The sequence below is a fragment of the uncultured Kriegella sp. genome (assembly GCF_963975415.1).
Classification (GTDB): domain Bacteria; phylum Bacteroidota; class Bacteroidia; order Flavobacteriales; family Flavobacteriaceae; genus Kriegella.
This window is the reverse complement of the sequence record NZ_CAXBGN010000003.1, coordinates 253,819-272,287: the sequence shown is the minus strand read 5'-3', so window position 1 is coordinate 272,287 and position 18,469 is coordinate 253,819. Positions and strand designations below refer to the sequence as shown.

Here is an 18,469-nt window from a genome sequence, read left to right as displayed (position 1 = left end):
TTAATTTAAAATTCCCTAAGTTTCGCTTTTGCGATTTTCCGATAGAAGCATAACTTCGCAATTAAATCCATTGGTATGTCCCAAACAAAACATTGGGCTGTTTTTATCGATAATACCTCCGATAAAGGGTATTTAATTGACAGCCTCTTCAGTAATACTATTCCCGAGGGCTTCGAGGAACTTAAAGGAGCTACCGGCGCATTGTTCTCCAAATTAACGCTAGAAAAGTTTATTGATGAGGAAGACCGCCATGATACCAAAATTATCACCTCGGGTACGACCCAAAGTTTAAAAACTATGTCAAGTGGCGAACAGAAAAAGGCGCTTTTGAATTATATCTTGGGTGGTACCCCCCACTTTATCATCCTAGACAATCCTTTTGACAACTTAGATATTGCCTCCCAGAATAAACTTAAACAGCGTCTTGAGCATATTTCAGATACTACATCGCTACTTCAACTCATAAGTAGAAAAAAAGATTTATTGCCCTTTATCAACACTTTTGCAAGGCTCGAAAAAAGAACGCTGACATTTTACGATGATGCTGCCTCTGCCAACACTTCTCGAAATTCCATCAATTTCGAGGGAGCAATTCCCTTACCTAGCAAACGACTACGTTTCGACGGCGAAGTTCTCATCGACCTCAGGAATATCAATGTTTCTTATTCAGGAAATCCTATACTAAAAAATATCAATTGGAAGATAAAAAAAGGAGAGTTCTGGCAATTGGTAGGGAAAAATGGAAGTGGAAAAACTACCATTCTATCAATGATTACCGGTGAAAACCCAAAAGGATATGGACAAGAACTTTATTTATTCGGAATCAAGAAAGGAAGCGGGGAAAGCGTTTGGGATATCAAAAAACATATCGGCTACTTTACTCCTTCGATGACTGACAAATTCACTGGCTACCATAGCCTTGAACATATGCTGATTTCAGGTCTCAATGATTCAGTTGGACTGTATGTTCGACCTACAGAAATACAACTGAAACTTGCAAAACAATGGTTGACGTTAATAGATATGTGGCATATAAAAGACGTTCATTTTCATGACCTCACCATGGGTCAAAAACGCATGGTCATGTGTGTACGCGCCATGATAAAACATCCATTGTTATTAATATTAGATGAGCCCACAGCCGGTTTAGATGATCAGAGTGCAGCCATGTTCGTTGCCCTAGTCAATAAGTTCGCCAAAGAAAGTAATACGGCGATAGTGTTTGTCTCCCACAGGAAAGAAGAAAACCTCGATCCCGACCATATTTATGAACTCAGCACCACAAAGGAAGGCTCTAAGGGAAAAGTGCATTAAAAAATCCGTTTGAATTCAATAATGAAAATCAAACGGATTTTTATGTACTATATAATGTAAAAGGCTACTTTACGATTTTATCGGCATTGCCAGACAAAATCTTTTTCTTAATCGTGTCGAACATTACAGGTGTGGCGATAAACACAGATGAATAAGTACCCACGATTACACCAATTATCATTGCGAACATAAAGCCTCGAAGCGATTCACCACCAAAAACAAAGATGGTTAAAAGTACCACCAATGTGGTCATCGAGGTATTCAAGGTTCTACCTAATGTACTGTTGACCGCCGAATTAATATTCTCTCCCGATTTCCAACCCTTTTCCGAAACAATTTCTCGAATTCTATCAAATACTACCACCGTATCGTTCAGCGAGTATCCAATCACCGTTAGAATGGCTGCAATGAACGCTTGATCGATCTCCATATTGAAAGGCATTATATTACTGGTCAACGAAAAGATACCCAACACAATCAATACATCATGAAATACTGCCGTAACCGCTCCCAAAGAAAATTGCCATTTTCTAAATCGGAACAAGATATAAAGGAAAACAACGGCCAAAGATCCTAAAATAGCCAAAAACGCATTGTTTTTAATATCATCGGCAATAGTCGGCCCTACTTTTACCGATTGCAATATACCTATGGATTTGTCGGCACTTCCGACAACAAAGTCGTCGTACGATATACCACTCGGTAAATACTTCTGCAGGGCAGTATACAACTTGTCTTGAATTTCGTTATCAACTGCTATACCTTCAACATCAACCTTGTATGGTGTCGTAATTTTAATTTGATTGGCATCACCAAATTCTTTGACTTTGGTACCACTTCCAAAAACCTCATTAAGTTCTGATGCGATTTCCGAAGGATTAACTTCTTTTTCAAATCGAACTTGATATGAACGCCCTCCAATAAAGTCAACACCTTCCTGCAAACCATTAGTGGCCAACGAAAATATTCCAATACCTACCAATACAAGTGAAAATATATAAGCTATTTTTCGTTTGATCAAGAAATCGATATTGATACCTGTAAATAAGTTCTTGGTCAAATTGGTCGAGAAATCAAGTCTTCGCGTTTTTCCACTGATATACCAATCTACCAATAAACGGGTAATGAATATGGCCGTAAACAATGAGGTCAGAATACCTATCAATAAGGTAGTAGCAAAACCTTTAATCGGACCTGAACCAAATACGAACAAAATTAATGCCGTAAGCCCAGTAGTAATATTGGCATCTAGAATTGATGACAACGCATTACCGAAACCATCTGAAATAGCCTGTGATTTACCCTTGCCCTTGGCTAACTCCTCCTTAATCCGTTCAAAAATTAGAACGTTTGCATCAACCGACATACCGATGGTCAAAACGATACCGGCAATACCTGGCAAAGTCAATACCGCACTCAAGCTGGTCAACACTCCAAAAATCAATAGAATATTCAGCAATAAGGCGATGTCTGCAAAAAGTCCCGCCCTGCCATAATAGAAAACCATCCAGACCAAAACAACGGTCATGGCAATCAAAAAGGACCTAAAACCACTATCAATAGCTTCTTGACCTAGCGAAGGTCCAACAATTTCAGATTGAATTATTTCGGCAGATGCGGGCAACTTACCTGCACGCAAAACATTCGAGATATCTTTAGTTTCGTTTACTGTAAAGGTACCTGTGATTTCAGAACGACCACCGGAAATAGGACCGGTTGACACACCCGGTGCAGTGTATACCTTATTATCAAGTACAATTGCAATACCGGTTTTATTATTGTAAGCATCACCTGTTAAGTCTTCCCATTCTTTGGCACCCCTTGTATTCATGGTCATAGAGACCGCTGGTTTACTAAATTGATCAAAATCAGCTCTTGCATCGCTTACGACATCACCACTTATTCTGGGTACACCTTCACGATTCGACTTAAGCGCATAAAGATCAACAACTTCCGTATCTTCAGTAGAAGGACGCTCCCATAAGAATTTTATGAATTGGATATCACTCGGTATCAAGCGTTGTATTTGGGGCATACGTAAATAAGCTCCAACCTTGGCGGTATCTTTAATCGCAAATTTAGCTACGGCATGTTGGCTACCCGGGCCAGCAATTAAATCTAAAAGCGGGTTCACTTGACTTGCGAGATCCAAAGAATCCTGCGCTACATCTGAAAGCAAAGAATCCAACTCCGATTCTTCTTTCACAGGTGTCTCCACTGTCGCTGTGTCGATTAACGTCTTTAATTTCTCATTAGCAGAAATCAAAAAGTTTGAAATACTTTGGTTGCTAGAGCTGTAGGTTTCCCAGAATTCCAATTGTGCTGTACTGGATAATAAATCCTGAGCACGTGAAATATCCCGAACACCAGGTAATTCGACCAAGATACGACCTGAGTTTCCTTCTCTTTGAATATTAGGCTGGGTAACTCCAAATCCATCGATACGTTCACGTAAAACCTCGAAAGCCGACACTATAGATTCATCGACTTTGGTCTCAATAATTCTTTTGACAGTCGCATCATCGGCATCCATCGTCTGAATTTCATCGCTCAGACTCTTGGTAAAAAATATATCGGGCGATGCCAATTTCGTATCACCTTTGATTTTATCAAAAGCCTCAAAAAATAAATCCAGATATCTGTCATCACTACTCTTAGAAGCTAAATCAGCATCTGCAAGGGCTTTATTGAAAACCGGATTTTTAGTATTGTTCGCCAAACCTTTCAAAATATCCTTCACCGATATTTGTAAGGTTACGTTGATTCCCCCTTTAAGATCCAGCCCCTTGTTCAATTCCTTTTTCTTGGCCTCATCGTAGGTTGTATACCCGAATTGAGAATTGTGGCCAATGGAATCTAAATACCGCGCCTCTAGTGCTTCGCGCTCCGAGAGGTAACCCTCGGAGGTATCAGCTATGCGACTTATCGCAAAGGCCTCAGCCTCATTTTCGACTTTATTGGTAATAAAAGTATAGGATAGTTGGTAGATACTTACTAGCCCGAACAAGAAAGCAAAAAGCTTTATAAGTCCTTTATTTTGCATGGATTGTATTTATTACGTGTATGCTTTTTCTAACAGCGTGCAAATATATGATTTTCCCTTAGGATTTAACAACATATTTACAAGTTATTGTAAAACACAAACATCCGCTAACCATAAAGCCAGGCGGATGTTTTTATATTAAGGTAAAGGGATGCCTCGGATTATACCTCTAGCAAGCCGTTAGTTTTCTTCACTCCCGCAGCACTTTCCTGCATCTTATTTTTCTCGGCATCACTTAAAGGTACGTCAACGATTTTTTCAATTCCGTTTCTCCCTAAGATTACCGGAACACCGATACAAATATCATTCAGACCGTACTCACCTTCTAAAAAAGTAGAACAAGGAAACATTTTCTTTTGGTCGCAAGCTATGGCCTGAACAAGGCCCGAAACAGCTGCCCCTGGTGCGTACCATGCACTTGTACCCAATAGTTTGGTAAGTGTCGCCCCACCAACTTTGGTATCTGCGGCAACTTGGTCTAAACGCTCATCGGATAAAAACTCGGTAACCTTAATACTATTCCTCGTAGCATGCGAAACCAAAGGAACCATACCTGTATCGCTATGCCCGCCTACAACCATACCGTCAACATCGGAAATGGGAGCCTCTAGGGCTTCGGCAAGCCGGTATTTAAATCGAGCACTATCAAGGGCCCCACCCATACCTATAATCTTATGTTTGGGCAAATTAGTTGTCTTGTGTACTAAATATGTCATCGTATCCATAGGATTGCTGACGACGATTAAAATAGCATCGGGGGAGTGTTCCAATAAACTTGATGACACCGTTTTCACAATTCCTGCATTAATTCCAATCAACTCTTCGCGCGTCATTCCTGGTTTGCGAGGTATTCCTGAGGTTATCACAGCGATATCGCTTCCTGCTGTTTTCGAGTAGTCGCTCGTTACTCCCGTTATTTTGGTGTCAAAACCGTTTAATGATGCGGTCTGCATTAAATCCATCGCCTTTCCTTCGGCATAACCTTCTTTGATATCGAGCAAAACGACTTCTGAAGCAAAATTTTTAATAGCAATATACTCGGCGCAACTTGCACCAACAGCACCTGCACCTACAACAGTAACTTTCATATGTTTAAATTTTAGTATTTGATCATTTTGAATAGGAACAAAAATACATATTCTTTACTTAATCGTGCGTCCGAAATACGGATTAATCTCCTCATAAAAAGGCATTTTTAAAATTCGACGAGTTGCAAATATATTTAGACGAATGACATTAACGGTCAGATGAGTAGACATAATGTTAAAGAAAACGACGCTTCAACGAAGAAAAACAAAATTATTGGTAGTACATCGAATAATAGCAATACCTCTTGACTGTTATGCGTTCATATTTAGAAGCCCAAATAAGAAAAAACCTACAAAATGAAAAAAGCATTTTCATTTCTTGCTATCATAACAATCATATCATTGAGCAACTGTTCACGTATAGCTGAAAACAACGACCCTGTAATCGGAATATGGACCAATAACAGCACCACAATAAGTGGCAAGTCTGAAAATCGAACGATACGCTCTGAATGGATTTTCAACGATGCCTATCTTGGAAGGTACCAGATTATTGAAGGGGGAACCATTACCACGAAAACTGATTTTGAGTGGGTCGAAATCGACGGGGTTTACACCATAACCTATCCAGGACTGGAAAAAGCTGATGACATTGCTATTTTAAAAAAATCTTCTAAAGGCGAGCAATTGGAAGACGTCGATGGAAATGTTTTGGCAATAAGAGAATAAAACACTAAAGATAAAAACCCCGAGGCAGCGTCCGTCATAAATGACGGGCAAACCTTGGGAATTGGAACCAAAAACCGTGTTTTCGCACGGTTTTTTTTGTATCCATCATGGAACATATATATAACTCATACTCCATTCAAAAACCCTAAAGAATTAGAAACATTGTACTATTTATCACATATAGGGTACCGAAGACTCTATAAATATTTGCATATTTAATAATTACTTAGATATTAGCATTTCGATTTTTAGTACATTCATGGATCAACCAACTTTTAAGACCATGAATAAATTACGATATCTTTCTCCACTACTAATACTCTTCATCGTCTGTTGCAAAAATCGACAAAATCCTGAAAAGAAAATCATTGTTCAGGCAACTGCTGAATCTAAATATGGGTGCGCACCCCAAGTTACCGATGCCACTTGGTATACAAAAAACAATAAAGCACCACTATTCGATGGTTTGAACGCCGTACACTACCCTATAACCACCCAAAACAGTGAAGTTCAAAAGTACTTTGACCAAGGCCTACTTTTGGCTTACGGTTTCAATCATGCAGAAGCGGCAAGATCCTTTTATTATGCAACAAAATTAGACCCCGATTGCGCCATGTGCTATTGGGGATATGCGTATGTACTTGGCCCAAATTACAATGCCGGCATGGAAGACGATAATTACCAACGGGCTTATAAGGCTATAAAAATGGCCAACGAGCTAAAAGACAATGCGACCGCTAAAGAAAAGGCCCTTATCACCGCGATGACCTATAGGTATGCAGAAAAACCAGTGGAAAACAGAGATGAACTTGATCTCGCCTATTCCGATGCCATGAAAAAAGTAAGTGCTGCCTATCCTGACGATACTGAAATCAACACCATTTACGCAGAATCAATAATGAACCTACACCCTTGGGACCTATACGACAAAAATGGTCTGCCCAGGCCATGGGCATTAGAAATCGAAAATCTTTTGGAAAAAATCTTAGCCATAAACCCGAAGCATCCTGGCGCAAACCACTTTTACATTCATGCCGTAGAAATGTCAGACACACCGGAACGCGCCTATCAATCAGCAAAAGTATTTGATGACGGACTAGCTTCCGGAGCTGGCCATTTGGTGCATATGGCCTCACACGTCTACATAAGAACCGGTGATTACCATAAAGGAACTCTAGCCAACATTAATGCCATTGCGGCAGACAGTACATATGTCACCAAATGCCACGCCCAAGGTGCGTACCCCTTGGCATACTATCCACACAATTATCATTTTTTGGCGGCAACGGCAACTTTAGAAGGCAATAGCAAATGGGCCATGATCGGAGCCCATAAGGTTTCAGAGCACGTGCATCCTGATATTATGAAAGAGATCGGTTGGGGAACCCTTCAACACTATTATGTTATTCCTTATTATGTCGCCGTAAAACTTGGTCAATGGGATGCCATACTTGACATGAAATTAAATTCATATAATTTGCCATACATCCAAGCCATACAGCATTATACCGAAGGAATCGCTCATCTAAGAAAAAATAACCTTCTCAAGTCAAAAGAATCGTTGTCGAAACTTGATAAGCTCAAAAGCAATGAAACGCTTAAGGAAGTAACAATTTGGGATATTAATTCAACCTCCGATTTGGTCAACATAGCGCAAAAGGTACTTTTAGGGGAAATTATGGCCGAAGAAGGAAAATTTGCGGCAGGTATTGCGGTCTTACAGGAAGCAGTCGCCTTGGAAGACCGATTAAACTACAACGAGCCTCCCGATTGGTTTTTCTCTGTACGGCATCATTTAGGCGCTGTTCAAATAGAAGCGGGACTTTACACCGATGCCATACAAACGTATCACAAAGATTTAGAACGTTTACCCAAAAACGGATGGGCCCAACATGGTCTAAAATTGGCATATGAAAAACTTAATGATCATGAAAAGGCCGCTCAAATGAAATTATTATTGAAAAAAAGTTGGGCAACAGCTGATATAGAAATTTCTGGCTCCCGAATCAAATAATATTATAAAAATCAAAAACCCAACGATTAAAATCGTTGGGTTTTTGCTTTTAAAAGGCATCCTAAAATGTAAAAATATTAGGTGTCAATATTGGCATATACTGCATTCTTCTCGATAAACTCTCTACGAGGCGGCACTTCATCCCCCATTAACATAGAAAAAACACGATCGGTTTCTGTAGCATTATCAATGGTTATCTGTCTCAATGTTCGAAAATCAGGATTCATCGTAGTGTCCCACAATTGCTCTGCATTCATCTCTCCAAGACCCTTGTATCGTTGTATACTAACACCACCGCTGTAACTATCGGCAATTTCGTCACGCTCTTTATCACTCCATGCATATCGCTTTTTGGTCCCCTTCTTCACCAAATATAAAGGCGGGGTCGCAATATAAACGTGCCCACCCTCAATGAGCTCCCTCATATAACGAAAGAAGAAGGTCAATATCAGTGTTTCAATATGGCTACCATCAACATCGGCATCACACATGATAACCACCTTATGATAGCGCAATTTTTCAAGATTCAACGCTTTACTATCATCTTCGGTACCAATAGTTACCCCCAATGCGGTATATATATTCTTAATCTCCTCATTCTCAAATACCTTGTGCTGCATCGCCTTTTCAACATTGAGTATTTTTCCTCTCAAGGGAAGAATCGCCTGAAAATTACGGTCCCTACCTTGTTTGGCCGTACCCCCTGCCGAATCTCCCTCAACGAGAAATACCTCACAAAGTGTTGGGTCTTGTTCAGAGCAATCGGAGAGTTTTCCTGGCAAACCACCAATACTCATCACCGTTTTACGCTGAACCATTTCACGTGCTTTGGTAGCGGCATGTCGGGCTTGTGCGGCCAAAATCACTTTTTGTACAATGACCTTGGCATCATCAGGATGTTCTTCTAGATAATTGGTCAACATTTCTGAAACTGCCTGTGAAACAGCAGATGAAACTTCCCTGTTTCCCAATTTGGTTTTAGTCTGTCCCTCAAATTGTGGCTCGGCAACTTTAACCGAAACAATTGCGGTCAACCCCTCTCTAAAATCATCTCCCTGTACCTCAAATTTTAGTTTATCCAACATTCCTGAAGCATCGGCATATTTCTTCAGTGTAGTCGTAAGGCCCCTTCGAAATCCCGATAAGTGTGTTCCCCCTTCATGGGTATTGATATTATTTACATAGGAATGTAGGTTCTCAGTATACGATGTATTGTAAATCATCGCCACCTCTACGGGAATATCGTTCTTCTCCCCTTCCATAGCAATAACACTCTGAATCAATGGCTCTCGATTCCCATCAAGAAACTTGATGAATTCCTTTAGTCCTTCATCAGAATAAAATGTTTCACCAACAAATTCTCCTTTCTCGTCTTTTTGACGTTTATCCGTAATACTTATGGTAACCCCCTTGTTCAAGAAAGACAACTCACGCATACGATTAGCCAAGGTCTCGTAGCTAAATTCTGTTGTCTGGGCAAAAATGGTATCGTCGGGATGAAAAGTAACCTCTGTACCACGGTCTGTCGTTTCCCCCGTACTTTTCACAGGATACATGGCCTTACCTCGTTCGTACTCTTGCTCCCAAATTTTACCGTCTCTATGTACCGTGGCTTTTAAATGATTGGAAAGTGCATTAACAACCGAAACCCCAACACCATGCAGACCCCCGGAAACCTTATAAGAGTCTTTGTCGAATTTCCCACCAGCACCAATCTTGGTCATAACCACCTCTAATGCAGAAACACCTTCTTTCTTATGCAGATCTACCGGAATACCCCTACCATTATCACGTGTGGTAATTGAATTATCTTCGTTTATTACGACACTTATCGTATCACAGTGCCCGCCCATAGCCTCATCGATAGAGTTATCGACAACTTCATAGACCAAATGGTGCAACCCTCGCACCCCAACATCACCAATATACATTGATGGTCGCATGCGAACATGCTCCATTCCCTCAAGGGCCTGAATACTATCGGCAGAATACTTATTCTTTTTTGGTTCCTCGTTTTTTGCTTCTTCGCTCATAAATTAAAGGTTGTTTTCATTCTAATTTTGGCAATCTAGCAAATATACGCAATACCCTATGAAATATAGGTCTTTGGCTTTTTTTTAACCTTGAAGTTATCAACAATAAATGTGGAAAATATACTGTCGTATTATACACCGAAATCAATAGTTTCTATAAAAGAAAACCCCTATTAAAAAATAGGGGTTTTATATCATTTAAATTAGCGCTACCAGAGCTTCGCTTGTCTACCTGCTACTTCTCATATGCATCGGTATGCACTTTGGCTACCGCCCGACCCGATGGATCATTCATATTCTTGAACGCTTCGTCCCACTCCAAGGCGATCTTAGTGCTACAGGCTACAGATGCCTCTTGCGGAACACATAGAGCGGCAGCATCGGAAGGGAAATGTGATTCAAAAATCGTACGGTAATAAAACTCCTCTTTTGAGGTCGGAGTCTGAAGTGGAAAACGAAACTTGGCATTGGCCAATTGTTCATCTGTCACTTCTTCATTGACCAATTCTTTCAAGGTATCGATCCAACTATACCCTACGCCATCAGAGAATTGTTCTTTCTGTCTCCATGCCACGCTCTCTGGAAGCATATCTTCAAAAGCCTTGCGCACAACCCACTTTTCCATGCGCTCCCCATTGATCATCTTATCTTTAGGGTTAATACGCATAGCAACATCCATAAACTCTTTGTCTAAAAAGGGCACCCTACCTTCAATACCCCAAGCTGCCAATGATTTATTGGCCCTAAGACAATCGTACATATGCAATTTGCTCAATTTACGTACAGTTTCTTCATGAAATTCTTTATCGTTGGGTGCTTTATGAAAATAAAGGTATCCTCCAAAAAGCTCATCGGCACCCTCACCGGAAAGCACCATTTTTATACCCATTGATTTAATGACTCGGGCCATTAAATACATCGGGGTAGAAGCCCTTATTGTAGTAATATCATACGTCTCCAAGTTATAAACAACATCTTTAATCGCATCTAAACCTTCTTGTATCGTAAATTTAATCTCATGGTGCACCGTGCCGATATGATCTGCTACTTTCCGAGCTGCTGCTAAATCGGGAGATCCTTCCAACCCCACAGAGAAAGAGTGTAATTGCGGCCACCAAGCATCAGTTGTATCATCTGATTCGATACGCTTTTGTGCATATTTTTTTGCAATGGCAGAAGTCACAGAGGAATCAAGCCCTCCGGAAAGCAACACGCCATAAGGCACATCTGACATCAATTGTCTATGTACGGCAGCCTCTAAAGCTTCTTTTATCTTTTGAATACTGGTTTCATTTTCTTTAACCGCATCATATTCCATCCAATCTCGGGAATACCATTTTTTTAGCTCACCATCTTTACTATGCAGGTAATGACCTGGAGGAAAAAGCTCAATTTTTGTACAGGTACCTTCCAAAGCCTTGAGCTCAGAGGCCACATAAAAGGTTCCGTTCTGGTCCCATCCCATATACAAAGGAATGATACCCATATGATCTCGAGCTACAAAATATTCATCCTTCTCGGCATCGTAAATGGCAAAACCAAAAATACCGTTCATTTCATCAATAAAATCAACTCCCTTTTCTTGATACAATGCCAAAATGACCTCGCAATCCGATTCCGTACGGAAATCATATCTTCCCTCAAATTGCTTTCGAAGCTCTCTATGATTATATATTTCACCATTGGCGGCAAGTACCAATTTATTATCAGGACTGAACAATGGCTGCTTTCCTGACGCAGGATCAACAATTGACAACCTTTCATGAGCTAAAATAGCTTTATCATCTGCATAAATCCCACTCCAATCCGGACCTCTATGTCTTACTTTCTTCGACATTTCGAGTAACTGAGGCCTTAAAACTTCGGTACTTTCCTTTACATCAAATGCACATACAATTCCACACATAACCTATTTTTTATTTCAAATGAAAGACAAAGATGCTATTAAAGTTTCAATTAGAAAACATAAATAAACATTTAGGCTTCATATTAAAACTTAATATGACTATAAAATTATAAAACATAAGAAAAAACATCAACAATTGACAAAATTAATCTAGTATGTAAGCTAGATAAAATTTAACGACTTTTTAGTAAATAGTATATGGAATACTACTTAGTTTTAGCAAAATCAAAAATAGAGATTATGAAAAATTTACTTACAATTACTACCCTGATTATCACCCTAGTATGTTTTACCGAAACGAATGCTCAAAAGTTCAACGGGCTTGATAAAAGTCCGATGGATATGGCTACCTATCCATCTAGTTATAAAGAACCTGTTAAAGTTGTTCGTGTCACCTATAGCCGACCTCAGCTAAAAGGCCGTACCCTTTCTCAACTTGCACCTAATGGAAAAGTTTGGAGAACCGGAGCCAACGAAGCTGCTGAAATCACATTCTACAAAGATGTCGTTTTTGGAGGAGAATCAGTAAAAGCAGGAACTTATGCCCTTTTTACCATACCTGGCGAAAAAGAATGGACTTTTATACTGAACAGTAACTTGAACCAGTGGGGAGCCTATTCTTATGACGAGGATGCTGATGTTGCACGTGTTAAAGGCAGTGTTAGTTCGAGCGGCGAATCATTAGATGCATTTTCAATTGCATTTGACGAGGCCAATGGTGGAGCCACCATGTTAATGGGCTGGGACAAAGCAAGAGCTTCTTTGCCCATCAAATTTTAAATTCCAACAAAAAAAAACTAAACGAGTAGTAACAAAAAATCGGCCGTCTAAATGTTAGACGGCCGATTTATTTTTATGTAAAAAAGTACCTAAACCATACTTCGCAAGATGCTCTAGATACTATATAAAAATAACCTTTATTGGGGTTGCGCTTTTCTCTTGCCCTCTATTTTAAAAACACCTTCGGAAGAAGAACTTTCACCTGAAAGCTTATCACCGACAGCCCTTAATGTCACCCCTACCTTGCTCCCCTCAATTTGTAGGTCGAAGGTTATTTTATTTTGCGCTACTTTAATATTTTGACCGTGTATGGTATCATTATTAACATGAACTTCTACTATGTATACGCCATTCTCTTCGGAGATATAAAGAGCGCCCCGACTGTATTCATAAGCCACATCGGCAATAGTGTAGAGCCAGCGCCCGACAACATCATTCTTATTGACAGGAACGTTATTTTCCAAATGGCTGTTTTCCCTTATATCGAGCTCTTTGGCCTGTAGTGTTACCAAACCCGAGCAAATCAATAAAAAAGCAGCAAATAATTTTTGTAACGTAGCATTTGAAAATTTTCGTTTCATAGGCTGTAATTTACCGAAATCGCTATCGAATTTCACAGGGTTCAAATTAACTACTTTGAAAACGTTCAGAACTTAGGGTTTATTACCCAGCGGATAGACTTTTTGTTCCGCTGATATTTAGAACGCCGGCCGATGAAGTGCTTGTTCCCGAAATCTTACTGCCATTTGCGGTAAGCACCACTGAAACGCTTTCCCCCTCAACCTGAACCTTAAAACTGATTGTATTTTTCTTTACCGAAACATTTTCACCAAGCATGGTAGCGTTGCCCACTTGTATTTGAACCTTGTAACCGTTATCTTCTTTGATAATCAATAAAAATCCTTTTTTGTAGCCCTCGGGCGCATCTTCAACGGAATAGGCCCAACCACCTGAAAGGTTGTCTTTTAAAACAGTCGTACCGTAGGAAAACATTCCATTCCCAGAATCAGGCGTATTAGCGTGTACCGAAGTATTTAGAAAAATTGTTGCCAACACTACAATGCCTAACGATTTCATTATGATATTTTTCATTTTACAATATGTATAGGGTTAGTATTCATCTCTAAATATAGAAATTTGTAGTTGTTATTCAAAAATCATGCTAGAACTGAATTACCCGTTATTTATTTGAACGTGAATGTTTTTTCTCTTTTATCTTAACATAAATGAGCTTATTTCGTCCGCGTGAATCTTCACGACGTTCTACTTCAAAATTAGCTATGGCCCCAATTAAAGGGGTCAACTTCTGAAAACCATAATTCCGAGAATCGAAATTGGGCTGCTTTTTCTGCAACAGACTTCCAACATCACCCAAGAAAGCCCAGCCATCATCTTCCGCTACATCTTCGATCGTACTTGAAATCAACTTAATTTCTTTGGCAGTAATCTTATCCACATTGCTTTTAGGTGTCGATTTACGAAGAGTGTTTTCTGTAGTATCTTCTTCAGATTGGTTTTTTAAAATCTCAATATAAATAAATTTATCACAGGCTACGATAAATGGATTGGGTGTTTTCTTCTCACCGATACCAAATACTTGCATGCCCGCTTCCCGAAGGCGTGTTGCCAAACGCGTAAAATCACTATCACTACTTACGAGACAGAAGCCGTCGACCTTTCCCGAATAGAGAATATCCATAGCATCAATGATCATGGCCGAATCCGTAGCATTTTTGCCTGCCGTGTAGCCGTATTGCTGAATAGGCGTAATGGCATTCTCTAAGAGCACATTTTTCCATTTGCCCAATCGCGGGTTGGTCCAGTCTCCATAAATGCGTTTAATGGTGGGATTGCCATATTTGGCGATTTCCTCCATCATCTCTTTTACATAAGCCGACGGAATGTTATCACCATCAATCAATACCGCTAAATTTAAATCCATGATTTATTTTGATTTTCACGCAAGTTACGGGGTTTTTGGGTAAATTGTCTCTACTCAGCTAGAATACTGAGGTCAATTTTGTGGATGTGTTGTGTTGTGTTGTGTTGTATTGGAAAATTTGATATGCGATTAAAAAAACTTTCCTAAAAACCAAATCAATTTCTTGCTACCAAGTCATTGTGGATTATTGGCTTTTATTGAAGCAATGCCCAAAAACACTAAAAAGACCAGCCCTAAATACCCAAGCGGGCGGTACGAATCAAAAGTAGAGAAGCAAAGACTGAAGAGCGTTGGAGCCAAAGCGCTCGCCAATATTAAAAATGACATAACCTTACCTGTAATTGCGCCTAAATTGGTGCGTCCAAAAAATCGAGGCCATACAATCGTATTAAGTACCGCAAAAAAACCGCCCATAATTCCAAACCCTCCAACCAAAAAAGGTATTCCGATGACTGATGGCAAAAACAACAAGCCAACCGATGCCAATAATCCTCCAAAGATCATCAAGTACAAATACAGTTTTAAATGCAGATAATCACTTAAAAAATTGAATACGGTAGATACCGTTACCGCCACAACGGACCCGGGTAGAAAAATCGAAATTGCATCTTCTTTCGGAAAGCCCTCACTTCCAAAAATAGAAACCACATGAAAAGTAAGTCCGGTTATAAAAAAACTATTGAATGCCAATATAAGGCCATACATCCAAAAAGCTCTAGTACCTTTGGCCTGAGAAAGATTGTATTGAATGGTTTCAGTAGTGGTGCCGGTATCGGTTGCTTTTGAAGTGTTTGTTCCATCGGGCACAAAACCATAATCTTCCGGTCTGTTTTTGTACAATTGCAATACAAGAAATGCAAAAACAAGCAGCCCCAGTGCCATAATCCGCCAAGCCCCCTGCCAACCATTGCCTTCAATCAGGGCATTTATCCATAGTGGAGATGAAGAAAAACCAAAGGAAAGTGCCACACTACTAAAGGCGTTTACTTTTCCCCTATTCTTATCGAACCAAATCATAATCATATTCCTTGACGCCATGGTCAGCACGCCTTGACCGGCAAACCGGAGCATAAAGAATAACACGGTCATGATAGTAAAAGGCACCACCCATGTATCTTGGTTCATCAACTGCTTGACAAAATTACTCATTTGCACCGACCATGAGCACAACACCACGGCAAGTGCCAATACAATTGCCGCGAAAAAGGCTACATATCGTGCACCGTAACGATCAAACCAAACACCGGCCCTGCTGATTATCAAAGAACTTACTATAGTGCCGATCATATACGCATTGCTGAACTGGTTTCTTGAAAGCCCCAATGCATCTTTTACGGGGTCGGTAAAAACCGATACACCAATAGTCTGCCCGGGAATACTGGCCCAAATACCAATGGTTCCTATTAACAGCACTACATAGCCGTAAAAAATCGGACTTTTGACAGGTTTTACAATTGAAAAACGATCGGAACTAACCATAATTTAAAGAAAGGGGCAAAGGTAATGGTTTAGAGTGATGCAATCTTGTACAACTTGAGCTTATTCCGAAAAAGATGGCCAACCAAAAACTAGACTTTTGGCCATACTAAACCCTAAAAAAAGCTTATAACCACCCTCTTGGTTATTCCACATTGTATATATGCCCTGTCTTTACTAAGTTTGATACCGTTTTAAAATTTAAATACTTATGAACACAATAATTCGCCCCCTCCTATTTACTGTATTTTTTGCTTTTGTCACAACTTCGAACCTGTGGGCACAAGAACAAAAAAGGGAATATTACCAGCTCAAAACGTATACTTTAGCCAATGAAAAACAAGAGAATGCAACCGACACCTATTTAAAGTCGGCATATTTACCGGCACTTAAACGAATGGGCATCGACGCCGTTGGCGTATTTAAGGTACGCCCAACCAACTATGTAGCGGCGAACAAAATATATGTTTTGATTCCTTTTAAATCTTTTGATCAGTTTGAAAAATTGGATGAGAATCTTGCCAATGACAAGGCTTATCAATCGGCTGGTTCAGCATACATCAATGCAGCCCACAACAACCCTCCCTACGAACATTTCACCTCAACGTTTATGCGTGCCTTCGCCGATATGCCTTCAATGAAAGCATCTGAGGTAAAAGGCCCAAGAAAAGACAGGGTATACGAACTGCGCAGCTACGAATCACCTACAGAATCCCTTTATTGGAGGAAAGTGGATATGTTCAATGCGGGCGGGGAAGTTACCCTCTTCGACAGCTTAGGATTTAATGCCGTTTTTTATGCCGAAGTGCTTTCTGGGGATCGAATGCCAAATCTGATGTATTTAACAACGTTTACGGATCAAAAGAGCAGGGACGAACATTGGGATGCATTTTTTTCTGCCCCAAAATGGAAAGAGATATCAGCTATGCAAAAGTACAAGAACACGGTTAGTAAAGCCGATATCTTACTCCTTTACCCTACCGAATATTCCGATTATTAACTAGTATTGAGTCGGCCGTCTGGTAATAACAAAAGTCACCCGCCGGTTTCGCTGTCGTCCGTACGTTGTATCGTTTGCAGCTACCGGCCTCGACCCTCCGAATCCGCGCCACTTTATTCTATGTGGCGCCACTCCTAATCTTATTAAATATGCTGCCACTGCCTTGGCACGATGCACTGAAAGTTGTTGGTTATAAGCCTCAGCACCTACATTATCGGTATGCCCATCAATTGTAATTTGCAATGATGAATCATTCTTCAAAAGAATAAATAGTTTCTTAATATCGGCTTTTGCCGATTCTAACAATTGAAAGGTATCGAATGGAAATAGAATGTTTGGAAAAACATGTGTTTTATCCAACTCCAAAGACCCTGAATCTAAAACAGTTGTTGCAGGAGGTGTATCAACGGTATTTACCGCAACCATATCGATGTAATAATAACTTCCTTGTTTAGTCTCTTTTTTGGTTTTAAAGCGCCGTGTTCGATTATTGTTTTTAAAATTTCCCAAGGTTAAATATTTTTCCGTGCCTTTGGCCACGAACTGTGTATGTACCAAAACCCAATCTTTGGTGTCTGAATAAAAATTGGAACACCCGATTTCTAAATAATTATAAGCGTTGTCCTTAATTTTGTACAACTGTCTTTTAGAAAGCTCCTTTTTTATAGGCATGTACAACTTTTCGTCTGAAAATAGAATCCCGAATTCCTTTATAGCAAAGGCTGACCGTTCTGCCAAACTCACATAGAACGATATGCGATATTTTTTTCCTTTAACTAAAGTGTTGGTCAACTCACCTTGCAAGTACTCTCGATAATCATCGGGAGCATATAAGTAAAACCCAGCATAGCCTTCTCCGAAACTAGGGTGTTGCCTGCCATTGAAGTTTTCAGGAGCACCCATTTCGGCACTACAAATATTAAAATAGTCGGTCGAACCGTTAGTGGGAATGGACCAAAAAAGTAAATCGTCATCAAAATTCCCCAATCTTTTCGGGCAGCTTTTAAAAAACTCGAAACTAGGGTTTCGAACCAGGTTTTGAGATGGGCCCTCTACCGCATTAAGCAAACAAACCGCGCAAATGAGATGTTTTATGGAAAATAGCACTGTAAAAATCTTAAGGGATCTAAAAATAGACATTTCAAAACTGAATTCGGTAGCGCCTAAAGTAGCATTGCTATAAAATAACTTTAGATTTAGAAAT

General features: G+C 39.9%; 14 protein-coding genes. 5 read left to right on the top strand and 9 right to left on the bottom strand.

What is annotated here, in order from left to right:
- The first annotated feature begins 75 nt into the window (after nucleotides 1–75).
- Nucleotides 76–1,314, top strand: a complete 1,239-nt coding sequence (locus tag AACZ88_RS07830; RefSeq protein WP_339708649.1) for an ATP-binding cassette domain-containing protein — start codon at nucleotides 76–78, stop codon at nucleotides 1,312–1,314.
- 64 nt (nucleotides 1,315–1,378) lie between these two features.
- Here the strand turns inward: AACZ88_RS07830 and secDF are convergent, their stop codons facing one another.
- Together secDF and AACZ88_RS07820 are read right to left on the bottom strand one after the other, a co-directional pair.
- Entirely contained in the window at nucleotides 1,379–4,357 is a 2,979-nt protein-coding gene (gene secDF, locus AACZ88_RS07825; RefSeq protein WP_339708647.1) for a protein translocase subunit SecDF, read from the bottom strand.
- 161 nt (nucleotides 4,358–4,518) lie between these two features.
- Nucleotides 4,519–5,445 carry a malate dehydrogenase gene (locus AACZ88_RS07820; RefSeq protein WP_339708645.1) on the bottom strand — a complete coding sequence of 309 codons (927 nt, stop codon included), beginning with the start codon at nucleotides 5,443–5,445 and terminating at the stop codon, nucleotides 4,519–4,521.
- 297 nt (nucleotides 5,446–5,742) lie between these two features.
- On the opposite strand from AACZ88_RS07820, the gene AACZ88_RS07815 reads away from it, so the two are divergent.
- Nucleotides 5,743–6,114, top strand: coding sequence for a hypothetical protein (locus AACZ88_RS07815; protein WP_339708644.1), 372 nt, complete (start codon nucleotides 5,743–5,745; stop codon nucleotides 6,112–6,114).
- Between the two features lie 283 nt (nucleotides 6,115–6,397).
- A complete protein-coding gene (locus AACZ88_RS07810) occupies nucleotides 6,398–8,128 on the top strand; it encodes a hypothetical protein (RefSeq protein WP_339708643.1) in 1,731 nt (576 codons plus the stop codon).
- A 77-nt stretch (nucleotides 8,129–8,205) separates the two neighbouring features.
- On the opposite strand, the gene gyrB is transcribed toward AACZ88_RS07810, so the two are convergent.
- Together gyrB and asnB are read right to left on the bottom strand one after the other, a co-directional pair.
- Nucleotides 8,206–10,161 (bottom strand): DNA topoisomerase (ATP-hydrolyzing) subunit B, encoded by a 1,956-nt coding sequence (gene gyrB, locus AACZ88_RS07805; RefSeq protein WP_339708642.1) that lies wholly within the window; start codon nucleotides 10,159–10,161, stop codon nucleotides 8,206–8,208.
- A 235-nt stretch (nucleotides 10,162–10,396) separates the two neighbouring features.
- A complete protein-coding gene (gene asnB, locus AACZ88_RS07800) occupies nucleotides 10,397–12,067 on the bottom strand; it encodes an asparagine synthase B (protein WP_339708640.1) in 1,671 nt (556 codons plus the stop codon).
- A 240-nt stretch (nucleotides 12,068–12,307) separates the two neighbouring features.
- On the opposite strand from asnB, the gene AACZ88_RS07795 reads away from it, so the two are divergent.
- Complete coding sequence (locus tag AACZ88_RS07795; protein WP_339708638.1) at nucleotides 12,308–12,847, top strand: DUF2911 domain-containing protein; 540 nt, start codon at nucleotides 12,308–12,310, stop codon at nucleotides 12,845–12,847.
- A 137-nt stretch (nucleotides 12,848–12,984) separates the two neighbouring features.
- Here AACZ88_RS07795 and AACZ88_RS07790 read toward each other — a convergent pair whose 3' ends face one another.
- The 4 genes from AACZ88_RS07790 to AACZ88_RS07775 form a co-directional block, all read right to left on the bottom strand.
- Complete coding sequence (locus AACZ88_RS07790; protein WP_339708636.1) at nucleotides 12,985–13,428, bottom strand: hypothetical protein; 444 nt, start codon at nucleotides 13,426–13,428, stop codon at nucleotides 12,985–12,987.
- Between the two features lie 82 nt (nucleotides 13,429–13,510).
- Complete coding sequence (locus AACZ88_RS07785; RefSeq protein ID WP_339708634.1) at nucleotides 13,511–13,939, bottom strand: hypothetical protein; 429 nt, start codon at nucleotides 13,937–13,939, stop codon at nucleotides 13,511–13,513.
- Nucleotides 13,940–14,027: 88 nt separating this feature from the next.
- Nucleotides 14,028–14,789, bottom strand: coding sequence for an NYN domain-containing protein (locus tag AACZ88_RS07780; protein WP_339708632.1), 762 nt, complete (start codon nucleotides 14,787–14,789; stop codon nucleotides 14,028–14,030).
- Nucleotides 14,790–14,963: 174 nt separating this feature from the next.
- Nucleotides 14,964–16,268, bottom strand: a complete 1,305-nt coding sequence (locus tag AACZ88_RS07775; RefSeq protein ID WP_339708630.1) for an MFS transporter — start codon at nucleotides 16,266–16,268, stop codon at nucleotides 14,964–14,966.
- A gap of 208 nt (nucleotides 16,269–16,476) precedes the next feature.
- Here AACZ88_RS07775 and AACZ88_RS07770 point away from each other — a divergent pair, with 208 nt between their 5' ends.
- Complete coding sequence (locus AACZ88_RS07770) at nucleotides 16,477–17,265, top strand: NIPSNAP family protein (RefSeq protein ID WP_339708628.1); 789 nt, start codon at nucleotides 16,477–16,479, stop codon at nucleotides 17,263–17,265.
- Here AACZ88_RS07770 and AACZ88_RS07765 read toward each other — a convergent pair whose 3' ends face one another.
- A complete protein-coding gene (locus tag AACZ88_RS07765) occupies nucleotides 17,266–18,405 on the bottom strand; it encodes an OmpA family protein (protein WP_339708626.1) in 1,140 nt (379 codons plus the stop codon).
- Nucleotides 18,406–18,469 lie beyond the last annotated feature (64 nt).

What these genes read in the sequence shown, in the direction of transcription:
- AACZ88_RS07830 (WP_339708649.1), top strand. Translation starts at nt 76, where the DNA reads ATGTCCCAAACAAAACATTGGGCTGTTTTTATCGATAATACCTCCGAT.
- secDF (WP_339708647.1), bottom strand. Translation starts at nt 4,357, where the DNA reads ATGCAAAATAAAGGACTTATAAAGCTTTTTGCTTTCTTGTTCGGGCTA.
- AACZ88_RS07820 (WP_339708645.1), bottom strand. Translation starts at nt 5,445, where the DNA reads ATGAAAGTTACTGTTGTAGGTGCAGGTGCTGTTGGTGCAAGTTGCGCC.
- AACZ88_RS07815 (WP_339708644.1), top strand. Translation starts at nt 5,743, where the DNA reads ATGAAAAAAGCATTTTCATTTCTTGCTATCATAACAATCATATCATTG.
- AACZ88_RS07810 (WP_339708643.1), top strand. Translation starts at nt 6,398, where the DNA reads ATGAATAAATTACGATATCTTTCTCCACTACTAATACTCTTCATCGTC.
- gyrB (WP_339708642.1), bottom strand. Translation starts at nt 10,161, where the DNA reads ATGAGCGAAGAAGCAAAAAACGAGGAACCAAAAAAGAATAAGTATTCT.
- asnB (WP_339708640.1), bottom strand. Translation starts at nt 12,067, where the DNA reads ATGTGTGGAATTGTATGTGCATTTGATGTAAAGGAAAGTACCGAAGTT.
- AACZ88_RS07795 (WP_339708638.1), top strand. Translation starts at nt 12,308, where the DNA reads ATGAAAAATTTACTTACAATTACTACCCTGATTATCACCCTAGTATGT.
- AACZ88_RS07790 (WP_339708636.1), bottom strand. Translation starts at nt 13,428, where the DNA reads ATGAAACGAAAATTTTCAAATGCTACGTTACAAAAATTATTTGCTGCT.
- AACZ88_RS07785 (WP_339708634.1), bottom strand. Translation starts at nt 13,939, where the DNA reads ATGAAAAATATCATAATGAAATCGTTAGGCATTGTAGTGTTGGCAACA.
- AACZ88_RS07780 (WP_339708632.1), bottom strand. Translation starts at nt 14,789, where the DNA reads ATGGATTTAAATTTAGCGGTATTGATTGATGGTGATAACATTCCGTCG.
- AACZ88_RS07775 (WP_339708630.1), bottom strand. Translation starts at nt 16,268, where the DNA reads ATGGTTAGTTCCGATCGTTTTTCAATTGTAAAACCTGTCAAAAGTCCG.
- AACZ88_RS07770 (WP_339708628.1), top strand. Translation starts at nt 16,477, where the DNA reads ATGAACACAATAATTCGCCCCCTCCTATTTACTGTATTTTTTGCTTTT.
- AACZ88_RS07765 (WP_339708626.1), bottom strand. Translation starts at nt 18,405, where the DNA reads ATGTCTATTTTTAGATCCCTTAAGATTTTTACAGTGCTATTTTCCATA.